Origin of the sequence: Butyrivibrio fibrisolvens, from assembly GCF_037113525.1 — a bacterium.
Taxonomy (GTDB): Bacteria; Bacillota; Clostridia; order Lachnospirales; family Lachnospiraceae; genus Butyrivibrio; species Butyrivibrio fibrisolvens.
In genome coordinates this window covers 612,244-624,139 of record NZ_CP146963.1, presented here as the reverse complement: position 1 = coordinate 624,139, position 11,896 = coordinate 612,244, and the positions used below count along the sequence as shown (strand labels likewise).

Sequence of the window (11,896 nt, the reverse complement as noted above, 5' to 3'; positions counted from 1 at the left end):
AGCTATGTAAATCCATTTATACCCTATATCTCTTTATATCGGTTTTTAAATTATTTCCTTGAGGTAAGCTGTTATTATTTCTGCTGATCTAGAATGACTTATGATACCCGGATGCTGTCTTGAACCAAATCCCTCGCCTTCGGTATCAGAAAGCGGCAGATAGGAAGCTTTGGTATCTCCGGTCTCATCTACATATTCATTTACTGCTTCTTCAAGATACTGTCCAAGACCATATCCTATCATCCCGTATACCCAGACAAGCTGCGCATCCGGATTATCTTTTCTTATAGTTTTAAGAAAAGATATAACGCTTCTTTTGATGACATCTATATCACTATCTCTATAGCTTCCATCATCATTAAGTGTCTTCTTATAAACTGCAAGCGTCTCAGGGTCTGTATATTCAGGGCTTCTAAAAGCGCCTTCATCATTGGTTCCTAAGTTGATGACTACGACGTCCGCTTTCCATGAATCAAAATCATGATCGGATAAGCCCCTTTGACACCTGTCACTTTCATATACAAGAGGAAGTGTACTTGTTATATTATTGTCCCAGCCGCATGAAACTCCCCATCCGCTCTGTGATATAAGCCTGTACTCCGCATTAAGGTCATGTGCTGTCTTAACGCCATAATGATTGACGGTGCTAAAATAAGGGCTTATCCAGTCCATGGCATCACGAGCTCCAATAAGGCCTTCGCCGCTTGTAATACTGTCTCCGACAAATTCGATCCTGTACTTATAATCCGGTGTCTTTAATACCTCGCCGTCATATAACAGAGAATTTAATATGACAAAAGAGTCAGGATCATCAGGCATTGCCTGCGTCTCTTTTATAATTCTGATGTTGTGGCTTGTAGATGGATCCAGTCCCTTTAGCATTATGACTTTATTAGTCCCCTCCTGAACCGGCATATGCATGATCCATGCACCGTCCATAATAAGGCTTATCCACGGCTGATAGACAGAATCTCCTCCTGTTATCTCGATCCCAAGTTCTGTTCCTCTAAATATAAATTCGACGCCGCTTCCTGACCAGATAAGTTCAAGTTTTTCTTCGATAACAGGTGTTCTTCCTAGAATTCGGATATCCTTCCAATTATCATTTATCAGCATAATGCTCCCCCTTATTTTTAATCTTTCTGATTCAAATCTTTTGTTATAAAAAATATGTTGCGATGTGAAAGCATAAAACTCACAATAGAAATATTATATCTCATGCTATGCATAGGTGGCTTACGTTTTTGATTAATATGAATAAAGTCTTAAGATAATCTCAAAGATTCATATTTAATCAATATAACTGCTAACAGTCTAAAACAATCTTTTAATATTTTGCGCCAAAAAGGCTTTGAACTATCAATCACATTATCTAGTTGATCACTTTTTTATAATTATCGCAAATCCACTTGTTTTTTTATTTTTATTGTGATAATATTCAACCTGCACAAAATCATATTGGCAAAACTAGAGCAATCTAGTGACGCAAAGCTATAGGGCCTATCTTAGGTAGCCAGTTGCAATTGATAGATCATTAGCGATGCGTTTTTTGCATCGTTTTTTTTTTGGAGTACGAAGTTATTTAAGGAGGTAAAAATGTACTGTACAAAATGTGGCAATCAAATGGATGATGATCAGAAATACTGTGGTAATTGCGGAAGCGAATTAGAATCATCAAGCAATAACGAATCAACAATAATAAAGTCCAGAAATTATGCACAATCTTCAACTATGAATAATGATTCTAGTGAGCTTAATAATTTAATTCATGCATTAGAAGTATCTCTTCCTATTTACAAAAAAATAGATGAATACTCACAAGAAGAGAATCGTATTGCTAATAATACCATTCCCACGTGGGGCAGTGTTATTTTGGGTATAGCAGGATTCATAATTGGATTAATTATATTAGGACCTAATAATATATATGCTTTAGCTTTTGCGGTATTACCACCATCCATTGCTAAAAAATATCGAAAAACAAAAAATGACCGAAAGATTTCAGCAATTAAGGAAGAGTCAACACAATATATAAAAAACAATTATTGTGAAGAACTACTTGTTCTTCCGGATGACTATAGATATTACATAGCAGCTGAATACATATATAAATGCCTTGTAGAAGGACGAGCAGACTCTTTGAAAGAAGCTCTAAACCTATTTGTAGAGCAGAAAGATAGATGGGTACAGCAACAAATGACTCAGCAGATTACTGATATGCAAAGACAGCAAACTGCTTATTTACGTACTCTGGTGATATCTGATGCACTCAAAGAATTAGCATAATTATTTTAATACTGTTACAAAATTCATCAACCATTAAAGCATAATGTACAGGTATCTTTTCTTGTTTATTTAAAGGTAAGGTGTTCTATGATTTACATTTTCATAGAATGCCTTATTTTTGATTATTTAATATTATAAAGAAAAGCTACAAGCCATAAATATTTTCTAAGCTTGCAGCCACATTCAACTATTTCCAAATGTCATAATTTAACTAGATACTATTATATTAAGCATGATTAACAGGCTTTGACATGAAAAGTTCAGGACAGGATATAAGCCTGTACTCAGCATTAAGAGCCTGCGCCGTCATCACGCCGTAGTGATTCTCTACGCTAAAATAAGGACTTATCCAGTCCATGGCATCATGTGCTCCAAGAAGACCTTCGCCGCTTGTTATACTGTCTCCTACAAACTCGATCCTGTACCTGTAATCAGGAGTCTTACTTATTTCACCCTCGTATACAAGTGAATTTAAAATAACAAATGAATCTTTATCATCAGGCATTGCCTGTGTATCTTTGACTATTCTTATGTTGTGAGCTGTGCTTGGATCAAGTCCTTTGAGCATCATAACTTTATTGGTACCTTCCTGAACAGGCATATGCATGATCCATGCTCCGTCAACAAGAAGGCTTATCCACGGCTGATAGACAGAATCTCCTCCTGTTATCTTGATTCCAAGCTCTAAACCTCTAAATATAAATTCGACGCCGCTTCCTGACCAGATAAGATCAAGCCCTGTATCTGTTACAGGGGTCCTTCCAAGTATCCTTACATTTTCCCAGTTTTCATTTGCTACCATAAGTTCCTCCCGAGTTTAAATCATGTCACTTCCCACTAGGACGATGCAGTATCGCCAAAGTGGGAAGTTTTAATATATTGCATATATTATGACCGCACTAACATAAATGGTCATTCTTGCTAAGTACAAAGGATTATTAGTAATAGTATCGTGAACTACTCCGACTTAATGCTACGCATTTGAAGTCGGAGCTTCCTGCTTCAACCACTACTGCATTGGCTACGATGATACGCAACTCAATGTCTTACACAATGTCCACAGGCGTATAAGTTAGGGCTATTCCATCCCTACTGTATATTTAATTTTTAAGCTACTGCAAAAGATTCGTTTAGTATACGTAATCCCTCACGTAAGATATTAATAGCAGCGTTCTGGTCACGGCTTATTGTAAGACCGCAATCACATTTCATTGTACGAATTGTGAGATTTTTCATCTCAGGATGTATCTTTCCACAACAATGACATATCTGTGATGATGGAAACCACTTATCTACTTTTACAAGATATTTGTTTCTTTCTGATAACTTATATTCAAGCATTGACAGAAACATACCGTATCCATTATCAAGAGTAGCTTTGCCATTACCAAAACCTTTATTTGACATAGATTTCATGTTCAGAGATTCTACGCATACAACATCGTACTGATTGGCTATCTCAGTAGATATTTTATGCAGATTATCTAATCTCTGATTAGCGATATGTCTATGTATTTTGTTTACTTTACGGAGTTGCTTTAGGTAATTATTGGATTTGATTTCATGCTTTTTAGAGCCTTGCATACGTGACAGCCTACGTTGTGATTTAGCAAGCTTATCATGGCTTTCACGATAGTATTTGTGATTTGTACCAACGTTACCATTATTATCTACATACAAGCCGTCAGAAGCATAATCTAGACCAATACAGTTATTCGTGTCTGCTACATAGGTATTTTTACTATCTGCAATCTCAAACAATACGGAAATATAGAACTTTCCATCAGATTCCTGTGATACAGTAGCTGATTTGACTATCCAGCTATCATTAGGCTTACGATGGATAACTGTCTTCACATGACCGATTTTAGGAAGTCTAATGCTGTTATCAGTAATGGCAACAGTACCATGCTGATTGTTTGTAGTATATGACTTACGGCTGCGTTTTGCAGATTTGAATTTAGGAAATCCGTTGTTTTTCTTATGGGATTTGCTAAAGCGGTTCTTGAAAGCGCTTTGTAAGTTTAGTTGTACATTCGCTAAAGCAAGACTGTCTACTTCCTTGAGATATAGATAATCCTTTTTGTATTTGGCAGGTGTTACAGTAACAAACTTGCCTGTAGACTTGTAGCTCTCAATTTTATCGGAAAGCATAAGATTATAGACCTTGCGGCAACAGCCGAAGGTCTTGGCAAACATAACACTTTGTTCAGTTGTAGGATATGCTCTATACTTAATGGCTCTGTTTGTCATCTTTCTTACCTTGGGATTGTATATATTGCTTGATAATATCTACGGTAGCACCGCCTGTGGTCAGCAGACAAAAACTCTGTGACCAGAACATCTCTTTCCAAAGAGATTTACGTATCTGAGGAAACTCTTTCTTGATAAGTCTGCTGCTTGCAGATTTATACGCATTAATAAATTTACTTATCTCTGTGTTAGGTTGTCCTCGGAACAGGATATGTACATGGTCAATATCATGATTCCATTCCTCTAACGTAATGTTATACGTAGGGGCAATCTTCTCAAAAATCTCTTTGAGACGGCTTGAGATTTTGTCATCTATCACCTTGTTGCGGAACTTTACGCACATGATAAGGTGATAATGCAACATGAACACTGAATGATTATTATTATCTAATTTCATAACATTTATAACCTTTATTATACATACGACTGATTTACGATTAGATTATAATATCATCAGATACAAAAATCAAGAAATGCCGTGTTTATCGCAATTCATCCCGCCACCTATAGAGGTGGGGGATTTCTTACTCATGGCGTGTTAAACATCATGATGATATTATAAATGAAGCGGGTACAGCATACAAAGACTAATTGCATTCAGGGGGAGCATTAACATGATAATATCGTTAAATGGCAGCTTTAACTGCTCTTTTGAAGGAACAGATATTCCTTCATCCAATCTGTCTGTTCCGGGGACAATTCAGGCATCAAAAATAGCGCCGCATACACAAGGGCGTGATACAGGTAATCTTACAGATGAGCATGAATACAGCGGCGTAGTAATGCTAAGCAGGCAGATGACTATACCACAAGGATATGATTCATATATTCTTAGTATAGAAAGGAGCCGTATCACCAAGCTCTATATAGACGGACAGCCTGTCGGAAGGCGCGACTCTCTTATAGCACCTCACGTATATAACATCACTTCATATCTCACGAGAGAAGATACCCTCATACAGATAGAAATAGATAACAAGAACTATCCATGCCCAGGCGGGCACCTGACATCCAAAGATACACAGACCAACTGGAGCGGTATCCTTGGAGATGTGTATATTAAGTGCACCAATAAGGCTCATATCGTATCTGCAAGCGTAAAAGCTGACTATGACAAGAAGTCAGCATATCTTACCATAGGTGTAGCTAAAAACTGCCCTTCTGATAAGGTTAATATCAAAGTCCGCACTTCTTTATGTAAGCTTCTGGACAAGTATCTAAATAAAGATGCTGATCCATCGGAGTTTAAGAAGTTCAGAGATGATATAAGCATTGCCGCCAAGGGAACTGATTATGATATATTAAAAGAATATATTGAGATAACAGAAGATATTATTAAGCCTCAGGAATTTACAGAGTCTTCCTGTATTGATTCTAAATTTTTTGGCCATGTAGATACTAAGTATATAAATGCCAAATATGCAAATACCAGCTATATAAAAACTGATTCAGATAATAACAATGATAGTACTTCTGATAATTACTCTGGTAATACCCATGATGGTATTTCTGATAATTGCTCAGATATTAACATATGTTCTTTTACCTATGAGCTTGACCTTACTGCTTCAGATAAGGGTGTATTTGAATGGGATACATTCACTCCTTACCTGTATGTTTTTGATATAGATCTATGCGATGAAAGCGGATCTGTCCTTGACAGCACCAAAGCTGTATGTGGACTTAGAAATTTGAGAGCAGATGGCAATGATCTTCTGTTAAACAACCGTCCTATTTTCCTAAGAGGAAGACACTGCGGTCTTCTCTTTCCTATGACAGGTTTTGCTCCTATGAACGCATGTGGATGGCTATATGACATGATGATATCAAGAAGGTGGGGGATCAATCATTATAGATTCCATTCTTGTACACCGCCTGATGCAGCCTTTCTTGCTGCCGATCTTCTTGGAATCGTAATACAGAGTGAGATGGAGATATGGGGTTCCTGGCTCATGGAAGATGAAGAGGGATATGATGCTACAATGCAGCAGTACCTTACTATGGAAGGATATCGCATGATATCTTTATTTGCGTCCCACCCTTCTTTTTGCATGTTTGGATGTGGCAACGAACTTTGGGGTAATCCCAAGGCTCTTGGTAAGCTCCTTGCAGGATTTAAGATGATCAATCCAGACCTTCTGTATACTCAGGGCTCCAATACATTCCAGTTCTCCCCCAACATCCAGCCGGAAGATGACTTCTTTGTAGGAGTACGCTTCTCCACAGACAGGCTCATACGAGGTTCCTATGCCCTGTGCGACGGGCCTTCTGGACATATCCAGATTATGCCTCCAAGAGCAGACTATACTTATGATGCCAATATAAGACCTGATCTTATCACGGAACAAAATAATATAAACAATGAAACTGGTAAATCTGATATTTCAGAACCTGCATCTACAACCACCATCCAGTTTGGTACTACTGTCAAGGAAGTTGCTCTTACATCAAAGGAGGAACTGATCCCTCACATACCTGTCATTTCCCATGAAACAGGTCAGTTCGAGACCTATCCTGACTACGATGAGATAGATCACTACACAGGAGTTCTCAAAGCCTACAATATCGCCGCTCTCAAAGATAATGCCATTAGGATGGGGCTTTTTTCAAATGCCGGGAAGTTTTTCAAAAATTCCGGAGCACTTGCTATGCAATGTTATAAGCATGAGATGGAGGACGCACTCGCATCCAGATACCTTGCTGGAACCCAGCTTCTGGATCTTCAGGACTATGCGGGACAGGGAACAGCCCTTATAGGAATCCTTAATTCTCTTATGGAAAATAAAGGCCTTATATCCCCTGAACAGTTCAGACAGTCATGGGACGATATCGTAGTGATGGCAAGGTTTAGAAGCTATATCCATACCCCCGGTGAAAGCTTCACCTTTGAGCCGATGATAGCCTATTATGATAAGAACATACATCCTGATATGATGCTCAAAGTATTACTCATATCCTGTCCTAATGAAAGCGAAACAAATACTAAGACTATTGATAATACTACTTCTGACAGTGCTATTGTTAACAATACTATCAATAATAGTACTATTATTAACAACACTATTATCGACAGTTCTATTATTGACAGCACAATTATTGACAGTAGTATTGTTGAGATTCCGCATATTGATTCACAGGGAAGGATCACACTTCCGGAAGTCACGCTGAACTTCCCTGAAAGCTCTACTCCTAAAAGATATGAACTCAAACTATATCTTATAGATAGCTCAAGTTGTAGTAATAGTAATAATATACTTGCTACTAATACATATACGCTCTATTCATATCCAAAGATACCTGAAAACGTCATATCATCTGCTGCCACAGATTTTGCAGATGACCCATATGTTACAACCAGCACCGCCACTGCTATCAGTAAGGTACAAGAAGGTCACAATGTCCTTCTATATCTAAAGGATAAGGAGAATACCAATTCAATTGCCGGTACATACTGCACTGACTTTTGGTGCTATCCTATGTTCAAGAGTATCTCAGAGAGCATGAATAAACCCGTAGCTGTAGGAACACTTGGCCTGTCCATAGATGATGCAAGCCCTGCCCTTAAAACATTTAACACACGTACCTACTCTGAGCCTAACTGGTATGAGATCGTGACAGCGTCAAGATCTACTATTCTTGATGATACAAGCATAGAACCTATAGTCGCTACTATAGACAATGCCAGCAGAAGTCACCGCTTAGGACTATTATACGAGATACAAATAGAAGGCACAGACTCTTATATACTCGTCTGCACCTCCGATATTCCAAGGCTTATAACTTCTAATGTAAAGGAAGCATACGCCCTTCATAAAAGCTTATTAAGTTATGTAAAGGACACTTCCAAGCATGAAAATGCCAATAAGATAACGCCCGAAATGTTTAATGGATTATTTACAGTAAGCTAAGATTCTTAGAATGCTGACTCATTCAGATTTGATCAAATATGAATGAGTCAGTATACTGGCTTTAGACCAATAACCCAAACTACCCACTTGGACAGACCGGCATTCACAAAGTCTTTACAGGTCCGTGCAAGTGGGTAGTTTGAGTTTATAAGTATTAGTATTTAGGATTTACCGGCTTTGACATGAACAGTTCAGGGCAATAGCCGCTTTCTTTAACCTTGTCATAAGCCTTTTTTAGCTTATCTTCATCATCGAAGATTCCAAATACTGTAGGGCCGCTTCCTGTCATAATGGATCTGACTGCGCCGCCATCTTCCATAAGTGCTTCGATCTTGCCTATAATGTCATATTTGCTCTTAGTAACAGGTTCAAGTACATTGGAAAGTCGCTGGCATACGCCGCCAAGATCGCCACTTCCTATAGCATCGCACATTCCGTCTATGTCCGGATGGAATTCTATCTCTTTGCTGTCAAGCTCTGTATATACCCAACCGGTTGATACGTTAATATCCGGCTTACCTACAAGGATGTAGCAATCAGGCATATCAGGAAGAGCTGTAAGAACTTCTCCGATACCTTCAGAGAGCATGGTCCCTCCCATGATGCAATATGGAATATCTGCGCCCAGCTTTACAGCCATCTCGCACATCTCTTCCTGGGTAATAGGAAGATCAAAAAGTTCCTTCATACCATAGAAAGCTGCTGCCCCGTCTGTACTTCCGCCGGCCATGCCTGCTGCAACGGGGATTCTTTTTTCAAGGTGTACATCTACGCCGTCTTTGATATCATATTTCTCCATCAAAAGGGCACATACCTTATAGATAAGATTGTGCTCATCTGTTGGGATTGTGTCTTTATTAGCTGTAAGTCTAATTTTGCCAAGGTCATTTTTTTCAAATGTAAGGGTATCGTAAATATCAACATTCTGCATTATCATGCGAACGATGTGATATCCATCATCTCTTCTTCCTGTAACATCAAGACCTAAATTTATCTTTGCATATGCTTTTCTTGTGATCATATTTTCTCACTTTCACTTGGGATTATTTGTAAAACGTGTGCTCGTCTTAATAGCAATATTTTATCTAACATCAATTATACCGCATTTATTTTGCACTAAAACATCTGTTCTGCCAAGTTTTTTATAATACCTGGCTTCGAATACCTATCATTACATATTTTTTATAAAATCCTTCTCCCTGGCTATTAAGTTTTAGTCAATTGTATCCGATAACAAGAATGTAGGAGTATAACCTTTTTTAGCAGTCCGCTCTATGCCGAAGGAACAGCTGCAAAAGAGGATAGAAGTATTATCTAAAAACGCACTCGTAACGCACAGGCAGGTGCAATGAGTTCGTGGAAAGGAGTCCAATTATGAGTGTTGATGCTATTAACAATGTATCGTCTGTAGTTCAAAGTTCTTATCAGCCAGCCGCTGCTCCAGCTAAAAAAGAAGAAACTTCCAAGGAAGTTAAATCTGCTAGCGAAAACAGTGGTGTTGTATACGAGAAATCAGATGATGTCAAAACCCAAAAAGCTTCTAAGAAAACCTATACCCAGAACACAGCTCTTGTTCAGCAGCTAAAGGCTGATCAGGAAGCTCAGAAACAGAATCTTATAAGTATCGTCCAGAAGATGATGGACAAACAGACAGGCGCTTATGCCAAGTCTGTATTCGGCAGTGATTCTGACAGTATCTGGAAATTCCTTGCAAGCGGCGATTATACAGTTGATCCTGCTACCAAGGCACAAGCTCAGGCTGATATCGCAGAGGGCGGCTATTGGAGCGTTGAAGAGACTTCCAAGAGAATTCTCGACTTTGCTACAGCTCTTACAGGCGGCGACCCTGACAAGCTTGAAAGTATGCGCGATGCATTCCTGAAAGGCTACAAACAGGCTGAAGAGATGTGGGGCGGCAAACTCCCTGAAATCTCCCAGAAGACCTATGACGCAGTACTTAAAGGCTTCGACGAAAAAGCTAAAGAATACGGCCTCGAAAACTGGAAGCCGGTATCTGAACAGGCATAATTGAATATTATTAAAGGCGTTTCGTGGTTATGCTACGAAACGCCTTTTTAGTCTATCTAAACAGATAGCCGTACTTCCTTCTTGTCTGCGATATTATTTCGAAAACTCTTTCTTTTTCCTCTTCGCTATAATTAGAAGCCTTTTGAAGAACACTCTCTATATCATGACCTGAATAGTTAATTTTTATTCCATTTCCATATAGCTTCTCAGAAATTTGCATCTGCTCTTCAAAAGAATCGCATATAGTTTTAGGCTTTGCTCTTTCAATCAATTCAAATACATCTCTTCCCAACGGGTAATCCATACTTGTATCTGACAAAAGAGCTCCACCGTTATCAAATATTGGACATAGGCGAAATTGTCTCTTATCATTCATCAGTACTGCAATATTATGGGTATGCCTGTCCTCATTTAAGAACAGCGCATCGACTGTAAGAAGTTTATTCATATACACGCCAAAGCCTGTGATTCCGGTAATTCTTTCCGTTTGATCAACAAGAAGTTTGAGTCTCTCAGTATGATCAGCTGTAGAATAAATCATCCTGTTTAATGAAGTTCCATAGGTCTGAGTAAATAACCTTTCTAATGTAATCAACTTCCACCTGTTGGTAAAATCAATACTTTTACAGCCTTTGTACTGAACTTTGTTATACTCAATCATCTCATAGTCATACTCTGCAAACTCTTCATTTCCAAGAGATGACTTTTTCAAAAGAGCTGATATAACACACTCTGCAAGGCCCTCATAGCCCATATTATCTGCCTTATACCAAATTCCATCTCTCTCAAATTTGAGCTGATTTCCTTTAGAAGACTTTCTGTCTGCAGTTCGTATATCTTTTTCAAATAGTTCTATCATATGTTATCTCTCTATTCTGATCCAAAAATCATCATCAGCCATTCGTCCCATTGTCTTTTCAATTATCATTATGGGATCATAAAAAGGTATATCCAGTTTCTTAAGTTCGAGTTTTAGTTTATCCCTTGTTTCAGGAAAGCACCTGGATTTTATAAACTCCTCGTAGTCTTCAAATGTAGGCTCCGTATTTACACCAAAAGCTCTATATATAGGATTTGAAATATAGTTATGTATAGCAATCTTTCTTTCCATTTCGTCCACATCAATAATGGTGCAAACAAACTCGTGATACATGTACCACAATCTAAACTTGTATTTTCTCTCAGGGATTCTAAGTTTGTCGGGAAGGTCCAGATTCTTAATAAGAATTTCAGCCAGCACTGTTATAGGTCCTGTTATCTCTTCATCAGAATATTCCCATCTTTCAACAGTTCTCTTGGAAACATGAGCAAACTCTGCAAACTCTTTCTGAGTCATGCCAAGAGCGCCCCTTAAGAGCTTTATTTCTTTTGCTGAAATATGGTCTGGAATAACGAATTTATCCATTGTAAATCCCTCCTTA

The 11,896-nt window shown here is 38.3% G+C and carries 10 protein-coding genes and 1 riboswitch; of the genes, 3 read left to right on the top strand and 7 right to left on the bottom strand.

The window, feature by feature from the left end:
- Positions 1-45 precede the first annotated feature (45 nt).
- Entirely contained in the window at positions 46-1,116 is a 1,071-nt protein-coding gene (locus WAA20_RS02475) for a GDSL-type esterase/lipase family protein (protein WP_073388660.1), read from the bottom strand.
- A gap of 334 nt (positions 1,117-1,450) precedes the next feature.
- Positions 1,451-1,525, top strand: a riboswitch (cyclic di-GMP riboswitch).
- A 71-nt stretch (positions 1,526-1,596) separates the two neighbouring features.
- Between WAA20_RS02475 and WAA20_RS02470 the strand changes: the two genes are divergently transcribed.
- The gene (locus WAA20_RS02470) at positions 1,597-2,286 is read left to right on the top strand and encodes a zinc ribbon domain-containing protein (protein ID WP_073388662.1); all 690 of its coding nucleotides are present in this window, start codon (positions 1,597-1,599) and stop codon (positions 2,284-2,286) included.
- Positions 2,287-2,512: 226 nt separating this feature from the next.
- Here the strand turns inward: WAA20_RS02470 and WAA20_RS02465 are convergent, their stop codons facing one another.
- The 3 genes from WAA20_RS02465 to tnpA all read right to left on the bottom strand — a co-directional run bounded on the left by WAA20_RS02465 (position 2,513) and on the right by tnpA (position 4,936).
- Complete coding sequence (locus WAA20_RS02465) at positions 2,513-3,088, bottom strand: hypothetical protein (protein WP_073388663.1); 576 nt, start codon at positions 3,086-3,088, stop codon at positions 2,513-2,515.
- Between the two features lie 305 nt (positions 3,089-3,393).
- Positions 3,394-4,539, bottom strand: coding sequence for an RNA-guided endonuclease TnpB family protein (locus tag WAA20_RS02460; protein ID WP_338802131.1), 1,146 nt, complete (start codon positions 4,537-4,539; stop codon positions 3,394-3,396).
- Positions 4,520-4,936, bottom strand: coding sequence for an IS200/IS605 family transposase (gene tnpA / locus WAA20_RS02455; protein ID WP_073389092.1), 417 nt, complete (start codon positions 4,934-4,936; stop codon positions 4,520-4,522). The genes WAA20_RS02460 and tnpA overlap by 20 nt, the downstream gene beginning before the upstream one ends.
- A 217-nt stretch (positions 4,937-5,153) precedes the next feature.
- On the opposite strand from tnpA, the gene WAA20_RS02450 reads away from it, so the two are divergent.
- Positions 5,154-8,447, top strand: coding sequence for a hypothetical protein (locus WAA20_RS02450; RefSeq protein ID WP_073389091.1), 3,294 nt, complete (start codon positions 5,154-5,156; stop codon positions 8,445-8,447).
- A gap of 154 nt (positions 8,448-8,601) precedes the next feature.
- Here the strand turns inward: WAA20_RS02450 and ispE are convergent, their stop codons facing one another.
- Positions 8,602-9,468, bottom strand: coding sequence for a 4-(cytidine 5'-diphospho)-2-C-methyl-D-erythritol kinase (ispE, locus tag WAA20_RS02445; protein ID WP_073389089.1), 867 nt, complete (start codon positions 9,466-9,468; stop codon positions 8,602-8,604).
- A gap of 353 nt (positions 9,469-9,821) precedes the next feature.
- On the opposite strand from ispE, the gene WAA20_RS02440 reads away from it, so the two are divergent.
- Positions 9,822-10,475, top strand: coding sequence for a hypothetical protein (locus WAA20_RS02440; RefSeq protein WP_073389087.1), 654 nt, complete (start codon positions 9,822-9,824; stop codon positions 10,473-10,475).
- Positions 10,476-10,527: 52 nt separating this feature from the next.
- On the opposite strand, the gene WAA20_RS02435 is transcribed toward WAA20_RS02440, so the two are convergent.
- Both WAA20_RS02435 and WAA20_RS02430 read right to left on the bottom strand, forming a co-directional pair.
- The gene (locus WAA20_RS02435; RefSeq protein WP_073389086.1) at positions 10,528-11,334 is read right to left on the bottom strand and encodes a hypothetical protein; all 807 of its coding nucleotides are present in this window, start codon (positions 11,332-11,334) and stop codon (positions 10,528-10,530) included.
- 3 nt (positions 11,335-11,337) lie between these two features.
- The gene (locus tag WAA20_RS02430) at positions 11,338-11,880 is read right to left on the bottom strand and encodes a helix-turn-helix domain-containing protein (protein ID WP_022756836.1); all 543 of its coding nucleotides are present in this window, start codon (positions 11,878-11,880) and stop codon (positions 11,338-11,340) included.
- Positions 11,881-11,896: the final 16 nt, after the last annotated feature.